Raw genomic sequence first — 15,859 nt, forward strand, 5'->3', positions numbered from 1 at the left:
AAATATTGTCTAATTTTATGTCAACCTATTTTAGGACTAGTCATATATCATGCAAAGCACGTTTACAAATATTGATGAATACATTTTCCTGTTTTCGGTAGAAATACAGGAAAAGCTTCAAGAACTTAGGAAAGCAATTCATTTACAGGTTCCGGATCTTGAAGAATATATTGGATATCAGATGCCTGCCTTCCGGTACAAAGCAAAACCGTTGATTTATTTTGCGGGTTACAAAAAGCATATCGGATTCTATCCGGGAGCTGAAGGTATCCGGAATTTTGAGACAGATTTTAAGGAAAGAAAATATAAGTTTTCTAAAGGCGCTGTCCAATTTCCAATTCATGAAGATCTTCCACTGGATCTCATTACTAAGATCCTGCTGTTCAGAGTGGAAGAAATTGAACAAAAAAAATCCTGAAATACAAGATTTCAGGATTCCGGCTGGTGTTTGCTAAAGTGCTTTACTTTTTCTTCTTTTTGTCTTTCTTCTCTTCTTTAGGAGCATCTGCAGGTTTAGTAGCATCAGTAGGCGTTGTACTTACTGATGGATCCGTTGCAGGTGCAGTTTCCATTGTAGTTGCAGGTGATTTTTCCTGTTGATTCTTTGGATCCGAATGACTTGTAGTCTGAGTATTCGGTTGTTGAGTTTGAGTTGTCGCAGGGTTATTAGTAGAAGTATCGGCCGGCTTTTGTGGTGTTGATTGTGCTGATACTCCGATTACTCCGACTAATGTAAACGCTGCCGTTAAAAATAACTTTTTCATAATATAATATTTAAATGATTGTTTAACTAAAACGAAGCATCATTTGTGAAATTATATGTAAAAAGCTTATTTAACGGACTTTATAATTATTTAAGAGGAATTTGCAAAAAATAAGTTCGGGTGATTTGGTTGGAAGACTGATGCCGGAAGCTGGAAGTTTATTCCGGTTAAAAGACTTTAATTAAACCGTTTTACTCTCAAAACTTCCCTCTCCCTCCTCCTGCTTCCATCCTTGAAATCTACTTCTCTATATTCTTCATCATTTTTTCTACAAATTCAAATGCTGCAGGACAGATAACCGTATTTTTAAGCATCAAATTATTGATCTGGTAAATCTTCTTACGGTCTGTATGGGGATATTCCCGACAAGCTTTTGGTCTTACGTCATAGATAGAGCATGTATTATCACCATTCAGAAAAAAACACGGAAGATTTTGCAGAACTTTATCATTATCTTCATCCACTCTTAAAAACTTTGCTTCAAAGTCTGCAGACTTCATTCGGAGATGTTTGGCAATTCGCTCAATATCTTTTTCAGTATAGAGAGGACCGGTTGTTTTGCAGCAATTAGCACATTGCAGACAGTCTATTTCTTCAAAAACTTCATCATGGGTTTCCTGTACTGCATAGTCGAGGTTTTTGGGTGGTTTCTTTTTTAATCCGTCCAGAAATTTCTTATGCTCTTTCTGCTTTTGTATCGCTTGTTTTTTATAAAAATCTAAATCCATTTATCCTTTGTTTATCACTGAATCCGGGAGTTCTTCTTTCTTATATTCATTGATTTTATCCAGATCCAGTACCGTTGAAAGATTTTCTTTGTTTGGATAATACATCGGAACAAATTTAGCTCCATATACAATTTCTCCTGTAGTATACGAAGACCTTTGAACCACCGTATTTGAAAACACTTCATCAAACGCGCGTACCTGTACGATAAGTTCCATATCCGTATTTTTAAAATCTTCCTCAGAAAATCCGTAAAACGGAGAGTTTTCATCAATTTTATGCACCACAGTCCAGTTGAGAGCCAGCGTATTGATTTTGCTCATCTGTGTCGTAAGCCCGTAAAAATTACTTTTGGCTACTCCGTTTTCTATCACCTCAATGGCTACAGATACAATAACGTCTGCATCCGTCAGCGCATTATTCTTATAGGGAGCAAGCCTGAACATTAATGCCGAAGATTCCTGAAAAGGAGCAATAACGGCTATATCAGAAAACCTAAGATAGGCACGGGGCCTTGAAAATCTTCCGTAAAAAAGCCCTGTTGCAATGGCAAAGGTAAGCAATCCCAGAAAAGCTTCAAAAGTAGCCACAAGACTTGCCAGAAAACCTACAGGAGCGATTCTTCCATATCCAACCGTAGTAAATGTCTGAGAGCTGAAGAAAAAAACATCAATAAATTCATTAAGCGGATCACTCTTATCAATCCCGGTAAGATGTTCTACACCAATAAGATAATAGATCATAGCAAACAAAAGATTAATGATGATATAAGCAATAACCAGATAAGATATAAAACGGAATGAAGAGAGATTCAGCATGGTGTGATACCAGCTTAGCCTGTTAAAAACGTTCACTCCTCTTCTCTGAACATTCGGGAGACCATCTTTATTGATAAACCTTCCTGAGGCATTGGTTCCGAAACCACTGTTCTCCGCATTTTTCTGACGGATCTTTTTTCTGAGTCCTCCTGTCATTTGTTAATCATTTTGACTTTGTTATATTATAATTTTCCTCTATCAGTAAGCCATCTGATGATCAGCTCTTTTTTCAACTTACAGATATTTAAAAAGCAAAGTTAAGAATAGAATCCATTAAGATATCAATGCTTTTTAGGAATCATCCTTTAATATTCATCATTCATATGACAGATTGCTTTATCAAAGGGCTTTATTGAACTTTCATTCAAAAGAACTAAAACAAAAAAACAGCAGAAATTTTGAATATCTGCTGTTTATACAATCTTTATTAAAATAGTTTTATATAGGTTGTGCCGGTGATTCCATTACCGTAACACTTACATTGCTGACAGATTTTACAATCCCCGATTCTCCATGTATATTGGCAAGAAAATCAGGAAAGCTTTCGATAGGAAAGGCCCAATAATAATGTCCATCTACAGGAGAAGGAAAGTTGGCTTGCAATCTTCCGGTTAATTTCATAGGTACAAAGTATTCAACAGATGATCCTTTCAGTTTCGTAAGGACAGAAATAGACTTTTTAGAATGGGCAGGAACGATGGTCTTGTAGCTGCTGGTCTCCGTAATTTCTTCAGAGTTTTCTGTTCCTTCCGTTGTATCTCCTCCCACCACAACTTTTGTGCTTGCCGAAGCTTTTGCCACTAACGGAATATCAACGGATACTGATGCTGCCACTTCAAATGAACCTGAGACAGTACGTTTCCAGGAGGTAGAATATCCTTTTTTATAAGAATAGGTTACCGTAATTTCACTTTCTCTGTCGCCATTATTAATCGCCTCCGTGGTATAGGCATTATCCGGTAAATCCACCCCATCTGTTTTTATGGATACCTCAGGAGTTCCCAGAACAATGGAAACATTAGGATTAGGAGCTGTATTCCGTGTATCTCCATCTACAGAAAGGTCAGGATTAAAAATAATTCCATCCGGAACCTGACCAGAGTAAGCAAAAACATTTTTCAACCTCGTTCTTTCTCCGGAATAACTAATATCATATCCCATATCTTTCAGATGATTGGGCCTGAATGGAATTTCACGCTCTTCATTAGATGAACGATAGCGGGCACTCAGTCCATTATTACCTGACAATTTAAACTCATCTACAATTTTCCAGCCTTGCTGAAGCATTTTCGCCTCTGTAAGCTGCGAATTCTTTACTTCAGAATAATTCACTTTTTCTGAATCATCATTAATAGTACTCACTTCATCCCTTGAACATGACACCGAAAACATCAGTAAGAGAATACAAATAGAATTGATTTTTTTAGTCATTTTAATAATTTTTTAGTGTTTAATAATTAAATTTACAAAAAATGGATTCTTTTAAGGTGTTTTTTTGCGAATTAATCAAATTTTAATCTTTCCCAATTTTTTCATTTTATACTTCTATATTTTTACAGCACGGGTTGTAAAATACTGTCTATATGAAATTTATCAATTTCGGGACTGGAATTTTTAATGTGAATTATATTAAATTTGAACTATGAAAAAGCTTGAATCAAGAGAAGATATTGAATACCTTGTCAATTCATTTTACAACAAAGTTGTTAAAGATGAAACCATTGGATTCTTTTTTAATGATATTGCTAAGGTAGACTGGGATCAGCATCTTCCTAAAATGTATTCTTTCTGGGAGTCTATTCTTTTCGGGCAGATGACCTATAAAGGAAATCCAATGGGTGTACACTTCCCGATTAACGAGATACAGGCGATGGAACAAAAGCATTTTGACAGATGGCTGCTGCTTTGGCGCACTACTATTGAGGAAAACTTTGTAGGAGAAAATGCAGACATGGCAATCTACAAATCCGAAAATATAGCCAAACTTATGGCTTTCAAAATGGAGCTGGCCAGAAGGCTCTAAGTGCTTTGAGTTCCGGTTTTGAAGTTTTCGGGAATTGATTTCAAATGGAATTCTTTTTGCTTTTTTAAGGAACTATTACTGTAAAGATATAAGCTGCCAGATTTACCAACAGAACAGTACCATAAAGAACATTTGTCTTACCGCGACTTAAAGATAACATTACAATAAATACGGATAAAGAAAGCAGAATAATGTCTTTTTTGTCCAAACCTAATACAAGTGGAATATCATACATAATGCATACCGCTGAAACTGCTGGAATAGTAAGACCAATACTTGCCAGTGCAGAGCCTAATGCCAGATTTAAGCTGGACTGGATTTGATTGGCTCTTGCTGCACGGATCGCAGCAACCCCTTCAGGAAGAAGAACTACGGCAGCAATAATTACCCCAACCAGGGATTTTGGAGCTCCAAGACTCTGTACCATACCTTCTATGGTATCTGATAATCCTTTCGCCATCAGTACGACAATAACAAGACAAATCACCAGAAAAATAAAGCTGATAAGCGTTTTTGGTAAAGAAGGTATATAATGTTCTTCAGGATGCTCATCAGGAACAATAAAGTAGCTTCTGTGACGAACCGTCTGTACCATCAGGAAAACCCCGTAAATGACAAGACATGCTATGGATATAAAAATAAGCTGTGCTTCGTTATAGAATGGTCCGTTGACACTTGATGTAAAATTGGGAAGAACAAGGGTAAGTATCAGAATGGAAACAATACTCACCAGATAAGTAGTTGCTGAGGTTCTTGCGAAGAACTGCTCATGATATTTAAAGCCGCCTGCCAAAATACATATTCCGAGAATTCCATTAAGAATAAGCATTACAGCAGCAAAAACCGTATCTCTGGCCAGCGTGATCGCCTGATCTCCGCCGGCAACCATCAGCGAGATGATGAGTGCCACTTCAATAATGGTGATGCAAAGAGCCAGAATGATGGTCCCAAAAGGCTCTCCTACTTTATGAGCTACAACTTCAGCATGATGTACTGCTGATAAAACACTTCCGATCAATAAAATACCGGCAAGAATATCATTAAAGACACCGCTTCCCATAAAACCGGAAAAATAGTACCCTACTGCCAGAATAGGAAAAATATAGGTATAATGTAAAAGTTCTTTTAGTCTCATATCGTGACTACAAAATACAAAAAATCTATAATAATTTCAATATTAAAAGAAAATATTAATAATATTTTAATGAGGCCAGAAGTTAAAATCCTGATAATCTGTGAACATATGAAACAGAAGCCCTATTCCTATAATCCTGATATTTCCTTTGAAGAACAACAGCAAAAAATACACCGCAATGGCGTAATAAGAATGTAAAAAATGAAAACCTATGCTTTCTCTTGAAGGATCAAAAACAGGATTGGCAAAAAGATGGTCAAGATCTACCAGCATCGTAGCGAGAAGAATGAAATATGCCTTTTTCCAGTTTTTACGATAAAAAATCAATGCGATAAAAACAGGAAAAACAAGATGCAAAAAATAATGCGTAAAAGTTTTGAGCAATGCGATGTCTGATGAAGCCATTTATGAAAATTTTATTCGGGTTCTTTGCTTACCACCGTAAAATTAAGGGTAATTCTCCTTTCTTTGCTTTTATTTTTATCCAATAATGACCGGATTGATTTCCGTACAATACATAATCGATATCTGAGATGATTCTTTTTTCAGTGATACTCAGTGTTTTCAAAGAAGAATACAACAACGCATTATTTCTGATTACAATATAGTTTTCATTTAATCGGGGCGGCATTGCTATCGGATTTCGGGTTGATTTTATCGTAACACCGTTATCATGCTGAATGATTTTATTAGGTTGAAAAGGAATTGCTGTGAATTGATTTTCGTTGTTGATCCATTTTTCGGACTGGAAATACTGCCAGGTTTTCTCAGGATCATTACTCAGAATATCGACCATATAGCTGGGCTGGATGATCTTTTGAACCGTCTTTTTTTCAACTTCATTAAAATTATCATCATATTCATACGTGACGATGGTATCATTGATCTGTCTAAGATCTGCAGCAGCCTTTAAAGATGTTATCTGTGAAGAATCTGCTATACTTTTTTTGAAAAAACGGGTAAAATTTCTGATGTTTTCTTTGTCTAATTCAAGTTCTAGAAAATGATTTCCTTTCTCAGCTTTTGAAGCAATCGTATTAAGAATCTCCGGATTTGAATTATTATTGATTTCAATTTCATCCTCATTTAGCTCAATGGAAAAGTTTCGGATCTTATGTCCTGAAATGAATGAAATGCTTCCCAGTGTATTTTGAATAAATTTATCTGCATCCCAAACATGATATAGAGAACTCTGTAGAAGTTTTTTCTGAATAGTTTCAAAAGCATGATCTGAAGTTCCCGCAATGCAATAATTTCCTTCTATCATAAAGAATAACTGATCCTTCTGAAAGCTGTTCTTTCCTTTATATTCAACCTTTTGACTTTTTAAAAAACCAATAAACTTCTGTGGGTCTTTAAGTTCCAAAACCGTGTACCATTCGGACAGCCTGGTGTTTTTAATATGGAAGACCTGCAGGAAATCCGGTATTCTGATCCCTGAATATTTTACTGATCCTGAACTTTTACTCTTTCTTTTACTTCCGGACCATTTTGAAGGATGAGTTACTAAACTGAAGAGGTACTGTCCCGTTAATTTCTTCGTGTCAATTAAGACCACTGCATCTGCATTATCAGGAATATATTGAAGGCTTTTATCTTTGTGAAAAGCTACAAAATATACTGCAACAGCCAGCAATAAAAATAACGGGATAATAATCTTCCTTTTTTTCATCTATAAAATTTGAGGCTTCTTGTCTGTTTCCTTTGTTTTAAAAATCTGATCGAATATATCAAAGAAATACATTAAGCTGTTTTCCGAAGAATCTTTGATGTTATAATTCATCTCAGTCTGGATACTTTCTCCTTTTACTTCTGTTTTATAATACAATTCTCCAACATTTTTTTTGATCGCCTCCAATGTTTTTCTCTCTTTCGGACTTTTGAATTCTTTATCTAATCCTGTTAAAAGTTTCCGGATATCCAGTCTTCCCGACAAAGGATATTTCGCTGAATCTTTTGCCCATTTTCTGGAAATATCAGATTGGTCTACCGGCAGAATATTATCTGCTGAACTCATAAGATACACTACTCCATCTTTCACGCTAAAGAATAGCTGATCCACATAGCCTCCATTTTTTTCTTCCTTAAATGTGTACAAATCTCCTTTTTTAGAGAATCTTTTAGAAAGCTTTTTATTAGTCGTCAGCATATCAAAAATACGGTTCCAGTAGCCTTCGTTCTCTGTTGCAAAAGCGAAAGTGAAGTTGGGAACAGCAATCTCTTTGGTTTTCTTTACTTCTTTTTCATTGAAATCTGCATCGTATTCATAATCGGTGTATTCTACTGTTTTAGATTTCAATTCGTTTAAAACAAAGATTCCGTTTCCGGGTGCAATTTTGGTAATTGCTTCTTCATCCAGTACAATTTTCATGGTTTCCATGATCAGCTCCATTTCTTTTTTGTACTCATTTTCTCCGGAATTCTGAAGAAGGCTGTACATCATGTCAAAACATTTTGCCCCGTTAACATTCATGGCATAGTAACCGACACTTTTTTCATTGATCAGTTGCAGCAGCTTTTTGTTTTTCTTTCCTTTATAAATGGCAGAGATATTCTTTTGAATGTCATTATTTCTGTGCTGATAATTATTCACCAGTCTTACTTTGTCTTTATCAAAATACAGATTGTATGTATAGTTGGAGTTGTACATGTTTTTGAAAAACTGTCCGTAGCCGTAATACTTCGTCATTTTTCCGTAGATACCTTCATTTACAATTCTTCCATAATCTGTGTACACAAAAACATCGGAATTGGCATCTCTGAATGTAAGCATCTCTTTTGGAACTTCAATTTCTAAATTTGAACTGAAATATTGGTCAAAACGATCTTCAGCGTTCTTTTTAACAACCTTAAAGTTTTCTCTTCGGATAGAGTCCTGTTCTTTCTGATAGGCTTTTTCTTCTTCCTCATCATATTCTGCATCAGGCATTTCCTCTCCATTTTCAGAATTCTCAGCACTTTCTTTCTCTGCAGGATATTTATGGTGTTTCTCCAGGTATTTGATATCTTTCTGGATTCTTGCGATCTCGTTATTATTATCTTTAATACTTTCTTTCAGATACTTGATATCTTCCTTCAGGCTTTTGATTTCTTCTTTGTAATCAAACGGCTTTTCCGGCTCTTCGGTATACACTGTATCTCCCGGCTCTGCGTAAGCGGAGTCCACCACTGCAACTGCTGTACTGTCTGCAACTGCTTCCTCTGCCCAAAGATCCTTATACGGTTTTGTATAGCTGATCATGCTGAGAACAGCACGGCTTCCGTTCCATGCTACAAAAATATCATCATTGATATCTACATAAGAATAGTTCTTTCTGCTGGAAACTTCCTGTCCTTTTTTCTTTACAGAATTAATAAACTCCTGAAATTTTTCCCTATTATCAATGATAAAATGGGTATTATAAGCTTTAATCGAGTCATTAAAACTTGCATAGTGATATTGAACAGCATCATATTTGATTCCTGTTTTGGAATAATCTGTCCATGAAAGGTTTTCTTTGCTCTTTTTGCTGAGCTCATGCAGCAAAGGGTTCAGTTTATTCCAGTTGATTTTATTATTAAGCTGTTTTCCGTTAACTTCCATATAAAATACGGCATCGGAAGGAATTTTCATGCTGTTTTGAGCTAAACCCCATGTAAAGCCAAAGAGAACGAAAATAATGGTTTGCGTTTTTAATAAGATAGATTTCATGACTATAGTTTAGAAATTTATTGAAAAAGAATGGTGTTTTGAATTTGTTTTTTTTGAAGGATCAGATCCAGAATATCAGCCTCCAGCTTGAGTGCTTTTTTATTGGGAGAAAGCACATACGTATTATTCGTTTGTGATTTCACCGTGCTTTCAAACTGCATAATGGAAGTATATTTCGCATCGTTAAAAACCTCCTTATCAGCCTTACTCATCTTGTCATAATCTGTTTTGAAGGTATTTACTTTATTCCTTGTTAATATCTTTTTTTCAAGATTTTGGCTGTATACTTGTGTTGGAACCACTTTGCCCAATATTTTCTGAGCCTTTAGTTTTTCCAGACCGGCATTGATATTTTCTATTTTCTTGAAATTGCAGCTCAGTTTGATGATGTAATTATCAAAATCCATGGAGGTTTTCACATTGCTGATTCCCGGAGTTGCTTTAAAAATTCTGGCAGCTTCATTGATTTTATTTTCAATTTCTGACTTTTTAGGAACTTTTTTTCCGTTGATGGTTTCCATCTTGGAAATTGAAGCCAGCCGTGTTTTGCTTTTACTGGCATTAAGAATAATAGTATATTCTCCTGTACCATCTGCTTTTACGTTCACCTTATCCAGAATATCGAAACAGCTTGTTAAAAATAACAGGGGAAGCAGAACAAGAAATAGTTTTAATATTTTTTTCATGATTAGGTTTAAAACCACAAAATTACTTAATTCTGACCTTAAATCCTTATAATCTTTGATTTTTTGGACATAAATAGCTGTTTCCCGGTACTTTTTCAGGGAAAAATACGGTACTTTTTCCGTTTATTATTTTTTAAATACGTCCTTTAAGGTAGTCCTGACGAAGATCTTCATCCAGTTTTTCAATAGCATACCGAAGGCAGGTTCTGGGCATTTCTTTATAATACTGATTCAGATAACGGATCAGCGCTCCTTCATTTTTATTTCCCATTTCCCTTAGCAGCCATCCATTTGCTTTGTGCATCAGATCATGTGGATGTTTCAGATTTCTGGTGACGAATTCTTTTGTCAGCTCAAATGACCCTTTTTTTATATAATGCATTGTTCCGACAACAGCAATCCTTTTATGCCACATCTCATCAGATTCTGAAAGATCTCTAAGAAGATTTTCTTTCTGATTTTCAAAAGCATATCTGCCTAAAATTTTATAACAGGTTGAATCTACCAGATCCCAGTTATTAACATAGGGAAGATGATCCAGATAAAAAGCGATCACTTCTTCTTTTACTGCTTTATCTTTTGTTTTTTCGAACTTTGAAATCAGCATAAAAAGAGCCGTCAGTCTGTGCTCATGATATTTTGAAGAAAGTAAGGTGCTGAGTTCTTGTAAATTTATTTTCGAGTAATATTCTTTGGCTACAGAGCGTTGATCCGGAACTTTTACCCCCAGAAAAAAATCACCCTCACCATATTCTCCTTTTCCCGTTTTGAAAAATCTTGGAAAAAATTCTGCCTTTTCAGGAATGGATAAAACAGCAAGTGCTTCCTGTATTTCTTTAACAATACTCATAATAAATTAAGCTTTCTCTTCTAAAGCAATATTTTCCTGCTCTCCCTCCTCTTCTGCAATCTGTTTAGGGTTCGCCACTTTTGCAATAGTAAGCCCTTGAACAATGATCGAGAATACTACTACACAATAAGTTATACTTAAAATAATCTCACTGTATTCACTTTTAGGAACAGACATCGCCAATGCGATGGAAACTCCTCCGCGGATTCCGCCCCAAACGAGAACTTTTACCGTCTGTGGACTGAAACTTCTTCTCAGAGAAGTAAATTTTGTAGGTCCCCAAATAGAAATAAATCTTGCAAACAGAACTACCACAATGGCAACTAAGCCGGGAATCATGAAATGTCTGAGATCTTTAATCATCAAAAGTTCAAAACCGATGAACAGGAATAGTACAGCATTCAGAATTTCATCAATCAGCTCCCAGAATTTAATCAGATAGTCCTGCGTCACTGATTTCATTTTGAAACTTCTGTTGAAGTTCCCCATAAACAATCCTGCGGCCACCATTGTCAATGGTCCTGAAATATGCATCTGACGGGCAATAAGATACCCTCCCATTACAACAGAAAGTGTCACCAACACAGAGATAATATAATCATCCACTTCACGCATCAATCTTGAAGTAACCCATCCTAACAGAACCCCGAGTAAAAGACCTCCTCCGGCTTCTTTAAGCAGAAGCAATCCGATGGTTTCAACACCCAGATCAACTTCTTTTCCGACCGCCAGCTGTAAGATCACCGTAAATACTACAACCGCCATACCGTCATTAAAAAGAGATTCTCCGGCCACTTTTGTTTCCAGTGATTTGGATACATTGGCTTGTTTCAGTACACTCAGAACCGCTACCGGATCGGTAGGAGAAATCAAAGCACCAAAAACAAGACAGTAGATAAAAGGAAGCTTTATTCCTACATAAGGAAGCAGATAAAACATTCCGAATCCTACAACAAAGGTAGAAATCACAACACCTACCGTGGAAAATATCACTACAGGTCTGAACTGTTCTTTCAGATCATTAATATTAATATGAATTCCTCCTGCAAAGAGCAGAAAATTAAGCATGGCCCCCATCAAAACTTCTGTAAAATCTATGCCGTTCATCAGTTTATGAAGATGTCCGAAAGTTCTGGGAAGAACCGTTTCTCCGAACAGGACCAGAAAAATAGAAACCACAATGGCAATGACCATAATTCCGATGGTACTCGGAAGTTTTAAAAATCTGTAGTTAAGATAGGCAAATATTGATGCTAATACGATTAATGCTGAAAATGAATAATATAATTCCACTAAGTGTTTTTATTTTAAGATTAGTTAGTGAGTTCCAAATACAGTATTTTGATATAAATCTGCTTCCCATCCTTTTCCCATATATCAAACATCGCATCTTTAGAAGCTTTTGAACTCCTGGTATAATCCTGTCCTATATTCAGAATATTGAGAAGAATATACTCATCTCCCACGGAATTAACGATATAAGCTGTTTTCTCAGATTTTCCGTCTCCTGAACTTCTTATTCCTTCAGTAAGGGTACGGAACTGGTTCAGATGATGGATAAAGTTATTTCCATCTTTTACAGAATCATAAGCCCTAAGAAGAATTAACAGAATATCCAGATTGGTCGGATCTTTACCATACAAAGCTTTCCCCTGTTTGATACAGTCTGCAAAATTATTTTGCTTAAAAGCTTCTACAAGACTTTTAAAGCTGTCATCTGATGTACTTATTTTATCGTTCCTAAAATTTCTTCCGTAATATAGATATTGAGCTTCTATACTGTCCAGAGACTTTGGATATCCTTTAAATTTGAAAATAAGTTTTTCGTAATTGTACGGAGAGTCGGAAGTCCTGAGACTTTTCTCAATAGCTTTTAAATCAATTTTTGATTTCTGGCTGAACCCAAAAACCGAAAACAAGATGAATAAAAGGAAAAAGTAATACTTCATTAATTGTTGCTTTCTTCCTCATCATTGTCGAAATATTCGAAAAGGAAATCGTTGTATGGGAATCTGGAAATATGAATCTTCATAACCTCATCATAGATCATTTTCTTCATTTCCGGGAAGTTTTCTTTCGTTAGTGCAGAGATGAATACAGTTGGATATTTTGATTTTGCCATCCACGTCTTTTTCCATTCCTCAAGAGAAATATTTTTACGGGTTGAAGGCGTAAGATCATCTTCATCCTTTTTCTCATAGCTGAAATCATCAATTTTATTAAAAACCATAATCATCGGCTTCTGATGAGCGTTAATTTCCATCAGGATATGATTAACAGATTCTATATGGTCTTCAAAGCTTTCGTGAGAAATATCCACCACGTGGATTAAAAGATCAGCTTCGCGAACCTCATCCAATGTAGACTTGAATGATTCTACAAGCTGAGTGGGTAATTTTCTGATAAATCCTACGGTGTCTGTCAACAGAAAAGGTAAATTTCCAATTACCACTTTTCTTACTGTGGTATCCAGTGTAGCGAATAATTTATTTTCAGCAAAAACTTCAGATTTTGAAATGGAATTCATCAGGGTAGATTTCCCTACGTTGGTATATCCTACCAAAGCTGCACGAACAACTTTCCCTCGGTTATTACGCTGGGTAGCCATTTGCTTGTCGATGGTCTTCAGTTTCTCTTTCAGCAATGTAATTCTGTCACGGATAATACGACGGTCAGTTTCAATCTCTGTTTCTCCGGGACCTCTCATTCCAATTCCCCCTTTCTGACGTTCAAGGTGGGTCCACATTCTTGTCAGACGTGGCAAAAGATATTGATATTGTGCCAGTTCCACCTGGGTTCTTGCATATGAAGTTTGTGCTCTTTGGGCAAAAATATCAAGAATAAGATTGGTACGGTCCAGGATTTTCACTTCCATATCTCTTTCCAGGTTTTTAAGCTGCGAAGGAGAGAGTTCATCATCGAAAATTACGGTTCCGATCTCGTTTTCTTTTACATATTCTTTTATCTCAATAGCTTTACCGCTACCGATAAAGGTTTTGGAATCAGGCTGAGTTAGTTTTTGGGTAAAACGCTTTTGTACGGTTGCTCCTGCTGTGAAAGCTAAAAACTCCAGTTCATCTAAATACTCCGTCAGCTTTTCTTCATCCTGATTCTGCGTGATAACACCCACCAGGACCGCTTTCTCATAGTTATGTTCTTTCTTTTCTAACATTAAGGTCTGTCTATGTTTATGATTTTTACAAGTTAATATTTTTCGGAAAAAAAACAAAATCAATTTTTATTTAATAATATATTTTAATATAAATTTAAGTTTGCCAGTGAGTTATATTCCAAAAAAATCAATAGCTTTATATAATAAATTTCTGATTTTTAATTATTTAAATCAAAAGCTAATTTCCGGAATATCATGATTATCCCTATCAGATGTATGATTATTGATGATGATGAACTGGACAGGCTGGTTCTTCAGCATTACATCAGGCAATATCAAAACATTGAAATTGTCGCTACTTTCGATGCTGCAGAAAAGGCAGTTCCCTACCTTGATATTCCTGTTGATCTCCTGATTACTGAAACCAATTTAAAAGGAATGAGCGGTTTTGAATTCCGTAAACTGGCTCATAAAATACCCGCCTGTATTTTCGTAAGCTCACATCCGGAGCTGGCGGCCGGAGCCTTTGAGATTAATACTTTAGATTTTATTACCAAACCTCTTACTGCAGAACGCTTTCATTATTCTATGGAAAAACTTTTTGATTTTCTTGAAGTAAAAGAAAAATGTGAATGCTATGACGCTATGCTGGGAGAAAACTGTATCAAAATAAAAGAAGGAGGTCATGTTTTTCAGATTAAAATGAAAGATATTCTTTATCTGGAAGCTCTGAAAGATTACACCAGGATTATCACTCTTGAAAAAAATTACTGTATTTTAAATTCACTGGGAAATCTTCTGCAAAAAAATTTTTTTGATTCTTTTATCAGAATACACAGAAGCTATGCTGTTCCACGCCATCTTATCCGCGGAAAAAGCTGTCACGAAATAGAGCTTGCACATCACATCAAGCTTCCTATTGGCCGAACCTATAAGGATAATCTTTCTTTTTTCAATCCTTAAAAAATATATTCGTGATTTACAAGATGCCATTGGTCTATTATTTCTGCCGTTGGTCTATAATCCTGTCATTCAATGGAGATAGTTGGTAACTTAGTCTTCCCAAATTCCTCAGGAAAACACATCTATTAATTACCAAAACTGTTATCCATGGAAAGAACATCTATTTATTGTATCATTCTGTCTGTCTTTTTCATCCCCATACTGCACACACAATCTGCAATTTTGGAAGCCGGACCGGATGCATCAGGAGCGAATGGTTTTGTTTGGTACAGCGTAGGTCAGACAACCTATCTGGAAAAAGGAACAGGAAATGTCGTTACTGCCAATGCAGAAGGAAGCGGATACAGAGAGAAAGCAAAAGCAGCGGCAGACAATTCAGAAAAACATCTCACTAATACAGCAGACATAAAAAAACAATTCCCAACAGACAGGCATATCATAATACTATAAATTCTAGGAACACAAAATGAATGTTACCAGGCTGCCCAACACAGCAACCCTGGAAGAAATAAAAAAACCATTCCCAAAAACTAATGACTCTCAAAAACTGGTAACCTTAAAAAGCTGATAACCAAACTAGATTTTTCAAACAAAGAAGTCCGCTATAAGGCGGACTTTTGTATGATAAGAGAAAACTTTAATCCCAATCAGCAGCTACAAATTTCATTGAATTTCCTTGATCATCGGATAAGGTAAGAAAATGTCCCTCAATAGAATAATTAGTCATGGTCTCTACTTTTTTCTGAAAAGAAGTTTCAAGATTCATATCCTGGCAGGCTTTCATTGTGCTTACTCCTTTTGAAATGCTTACTCTTCCACCTTTTTTAAATTCCGAAACAAAAGACATCCTGTTACATCCCATATAAACACGTGCCTGAATTTTACCCCTTACCTTATTGGCGGTCAGATTCATTTCAGCATTATTGGCTGTTAATTGATCTTTTGAAAAGCCATCAAAAGAAATAAGCATCCATTGCCTTTGAAGAAAGGGATCCCTGGTGGGCACTGAGGAACAATTTAAAACGAGTCCTAAAAGCAAAACGGCAAAAAGTGGTAATAGTATCTTTTTCATGCGGATTATCATCCCATTT

At 35.9% G+C, this 15,859-nt stretch carries 18 protein-coding genes; 4 read left to right on the plus strand and 14 right to left on the minus strand.

Going from position 1 to position 15,859, the window contains the following annotated elements:
* Nucleotides 1–49 precede the first annotated feature (49 nt).
* Entirely contained in the window at nucleotides 50–418 is a 369-nt protein-coding gene (locus EK417_RS09215; RefSeq protein WP_136522010.1) for an iron chaperone, read from the plus strand.
* A gap of 43 nt (nucleotides 419–461) precedes the next feature.
* Here EK417_RS09215 and EK417_RS09220 read toward each other — a convergent pair whose 3' ends face one another.
* The 4 genes from EK417_RS09220 to EK417_RS09235 all read right to left on the minus strand — a co-directional run bounded on the left by EK417_RS09220 (nucleotide 462) and on the right by EK417_RS09235 (nucleotide 3,739).
* Nucleotides 462–764, minus strand: a complete 303-nt coding sequence (locus tag EK417_RS09220; protein ID WP_136522011.1) for a hypothetical protein — start codon at nucleotides 762–764, stop codon at nucleotides 462–464.
* Between the two features lie 239 nt (nucleotides 765–1,003).
* Nucleotides 1,004–1,492, minus strand: a complete 489-nt coding sequence (locus EK417_RS09225) for a YkgJ family cysteine cluster protein (protein ID WP_076596486.1) — start codon at nucleotides 1,490–1,492, stop codon at nucleotides 1,004–1,006.
* On the minus strand, nucleotides 1,493–2,464 hold the full coding sequence (locus EK417_RS09230; protein WP_110366583.1) for an ion channel: 972 nt from the start codon (nucleotides 2,462–2,464) through the stop codon (nucleotides 1,493–1,495).
* A gap of 282 nt (nucleotides 2,465–2,746) precedes the next feature.
* Nucleotides 2,747–3,739: a hypothetical protein gene (locus EK417_RS09235; RefSeq protein WP_136522012.1), complete on the minus strand. Its 993-nt coding sequence runs from the start codon at nucleotides 3,737–3,739 to the stop codon at nucleotides 2,747–2,749.
* Nucleotides 3,740–3,950: 211 nt separating this feature from the next.
* On the opposite strand from EK417_RS09235, the gene EK417_RS09240 reads away from it, so the two are divergent.
* A complete protein-coding gene (locus EK417_RS09240; protein WP_076596489.1) occupies nucleotides 3,951–4,331 on the plus strand; it encodes a group III truncated hemoglobin in 381 nt (126 codons plus the stop codon).
* 64 nt (nucleotides 4,332–4,395) lie between these two features.
* On the opposite strand, the gene EK417_RS09245 is transcribed toward EK417_RS09240, so the two are convergent.
* From EK417_RS09245 to hflX, 9 genes are all read right to left on the minus strand, one after another.
* On the minus strand, nucleotides 4,396–5,466 hold the full coding sequence (locus tag EK417_RS09245; protein ID WP_110366585.1) for a calcium:cation antiporter: 1,071 nt from the start codon (nucleotides 5,464–5,466) through the stop codon (nucleotides 4,396–4,398).
* Between the two features lie 66 nt (nucleotides 5,467–5,532).
* A complete protein-coding gene (locus EK417_RS09250; RefSeq protein ID WP_076596491.1) occupies nucleotides 5,533–5,871 on the minus strand; it encodes a DUF6122 family protein in 339 nt (112 codons plus the stop codon).
* Between the two features lie 28 nt (nucleotides 5,872–5,899).
* Nucleotides 5,900–7,138, minus strand: coding sequence for a hypothetical protein (locus EK417_RS09255; RefSeq protein ID WP_136522013.1), 1,239 nt, complete (start codon nucleotides 7,136–7,138; stop codon nucleotides 5,900–5,902).
* Nucleotides 7,139–9,157 (minus strand): hypothetical protein, encoded by a 2,019-nt coding sequence (locus tag EK417_RS09260; RefSeq protein WP_136522014.1) that lies wholly within the window; start codon nucleotides 9,155–9,157, stop codon nucleotides 7,139–7,141.
* A 17-nt stretch (nucleotides 9,158–9,174) separates the two neighbouring features.
* Nucleotides 9,175–9,843 carry a hypothetical protein gene (locus tag EK417_RS09265; protein ID WP_110366588.1) on the minus strand — a complete coding sequence of 223 codons (669 nt, stop codon included), beginning with the start codon at nucleotides 9,841–9,843 and terminating at the stop codon, nucleotides 9,175–9,177.
* A 133-nt stretch (nucleotides 9,844–9,976) separates the two neighbouring features.
* Nucleotides 9,977–10,693, minus strand: coding sequence for a DNA alkylation repair protein (locus EK417_RS09270; RefSeq protein WP_136522015.1), 717 nt, complete (start codon nucleotides 10,691–10,693; stop codon nucleotides 9,977–9,979).
* A gap of 6 nt (nucleotides 10,694–10,699) precedes the next feature.
* The gene (locus tag EK417_RS09275; RefSeq protein WP_136522016.1) at nucleotides 10,700–11,986 is read right to left on the minus strand and encodes a cation:proton antiporter; all 1,287 of its coding nucleotides are present in this window, start codon (nucleotides 11,984–11,986) and stop codon (nucleotides 10,700–10,702) included.
* Nucleotides 11,987–12,006: 20 nt separating this feature from the next.
* Complete coding sequence (locus tag EK417_RS09280) at nucleotides 12,007–12,642, minus strand: DUF4919 domain-containing protein (RefSeq protein WP_110366591.1); 636 nt, start codon at nucleotides 12,640–12,642, stop codon at nucleotides 12,007–12,009.
* Nucleotides 12,642–13,865: a GTPase HflX gene (gene hflX / locus EK417_RS09285; RefSeq protein ID WP_110366592.1), complete on the minus strand. Its 1,224-nt coding sequence runs from the start codon at nucleotides 13,863–13,865 to the stop codon at nucleotides 12,642–12,644. Before hflX ends, EK417_RS09280 begins: the two co-directional genes overlap by 1 nt.
* 195 nt (nucleotides 13,866–14,060) lie before the next feature.
* Between hflX and EK417_RS09290 the strand changes: the two genes are divergently transcribed.
* On the plus strand, nucleotides 14,061–14,768 hold the full coding sequence (locus tag EK417_RS09290; RefSeq protein ID WP_076596499.1) for a LytR/AlgR family response regulator transcription factor: 708 nt from the start codon (nucleotides 14,061–14,063) through the stop codon (nucleotides 14,766–14,768).
* Between the two features lie 147 nt (nucleotides 14,769–14,915).
* On the plus strand, nucleotides 14,916–15,218 hold the full coding sequence (locus EK417_RS21310; RefSeq protein WP_181446074.1) for a hypothetical protein: 303 nt from the start codon (nucleotides 14,916–14,918) through the stop codon (nucleotides 15,216–15,218).
* A gap of 187 nt (nucleotides 15,219–15,405) precedes the next feature.
* Here EK417_RS21310 and EK417_RS09305 read toward each other — a convergent pair whose 3' ends face one another.
* Nucleotides 15,406–15,840: an META domain-containing protein gene (locus EK417_RS09305; RefSeq protein WP_136522017.1), complete on the minus strand. Its 435-nt coding sequence runs from the start codon at nucleotides 15,838–15,840 to the stop codon at nucleotides 15,406–15,408.
* Nucleotides 15,841–15,859 lie beyond the last annotated feature (19 nt).

The sequence above is a fragment of the Chryseobacterium candidae genome (assembly GCF_004916905.1).
GTDB classification, from domain to species: domain Bacteria; phylum Bacteroidota; class Bacteroidia; order Flavobacteriales; family Weeksellaceae; genus Chryseobacterium; species Chryseobacterium candidae.

Coding starts and splice junctions, on each gene's coding strand:
- EK417_RS09220 (WP_136522011.1), bottom strand. CDS start 764: ATGAAAAAGTTATTTTTAACGGCAGCGTTTACATTAGTCGGAGTAATC.
- EK417_RS09265 (WP_110366588.1), bottom strand. CDS start 9,843: ATGAAAAAAATATTAAAACTATTTCTTGTTCTGCTTCCCCTGTTATTT.
- EK417_RS09255 (WP_136522013.1), bottom strand. CDS start 7,138: ATGAAAAAAAGGAAGATTATTATCCCGTTATTTTTATTGCTGGCTGTT.
- EK417_RS09280 (WP_110366591.1), bottom strand. CDS start 12,642: ATGAAGTATTACTTTTTCCTTTTATTCATCTTGTTTTCGGTTTTTGGG.
- EK417_RS09235 (WP_136522012.1), bottom strand. CDS start 3,739: ATGACTAAAAAAATCAATTCTATTTGTATTCTCTTACTGATGTTTTCG.
- hflX (WP_110366592.1), bottom strand. CDS start 13,865: ATGTTAGAAAAGAAAGAACATAACTATGAGAAAGCGGTCCTGGTGGGT.
- EK417_RS09260 (WP_136522014.1), bottom strand. CDS start 9,157: ATGAAATCTATCTTATTAAAAACGCAAACCATTATTTTCGTTCTCTTT.
- EK417_RS09290 (WP_076596499.1), top strand. CDS start 14,061: ATGATTATCCCTATCAGATGTATGATTATTGATGATGATGAACTGGAC.
- EK417_RS09215 (WP_136522010.1), top strand. CDS start 50: ATGCAAAGCACGTTTACAAATATTGATGAATACATTTTCCTGTTTTCG.
- EK417_RS21310 (WP_181446074.1), top strand. CDS start 14,916: ATGGAAAGAACATCTATTTATTGTATCATTCTGTCTGTCTTTTTCATC.
- EK417_RS09305 (WP_136522017.1), bottom strand. CDS start 15,840: ATGAAAAAGATACTATTACCACTTTTTGCCGTTTTGCTTTTAGGACTC.
- EK417_RS09245 (WP_110366585.1), bottom strand. CDS start 5,466: ATGAGACTAAAAGAACTTTTACATTATACCTATATTTTTCCTATTCTG.
- EK417_RS09250 (WP_076596491.1), bottom strand. CDS start 5,871: ATGGCTTCATCAGACATCGCATTGCTCAAAACTTTTACGCATTATTTT.
- EK417_RS09270 (WP_136522015.1), bottom strand. CDS start 10,693: ATGAGTATTGTTAAAGAAATACAGGAAGCACTTGCTGTTTTATCCATT.
- EK417_RS09225 (WP_076596486.1), bottom strand. CDS start 1,492: ATGGATTTAGATTTTTATAAAAAACAAGCGATACAAAAGCAGAAAGAG.
- EK417_RS09230 (WP_110366583.1), bottom strand. CDS start 2,464: ATGACAGGAGGACTCAGAAAAAAGATCCGTCAGAAAAATGCGGAGAAC.
- EK417_RS09240 (WP_076596489.1), top strand. CDS start 3,951: ATGAAAAAGCTTGAATCAAGAGAAGATATTGAATACCTTGTCAATTCA.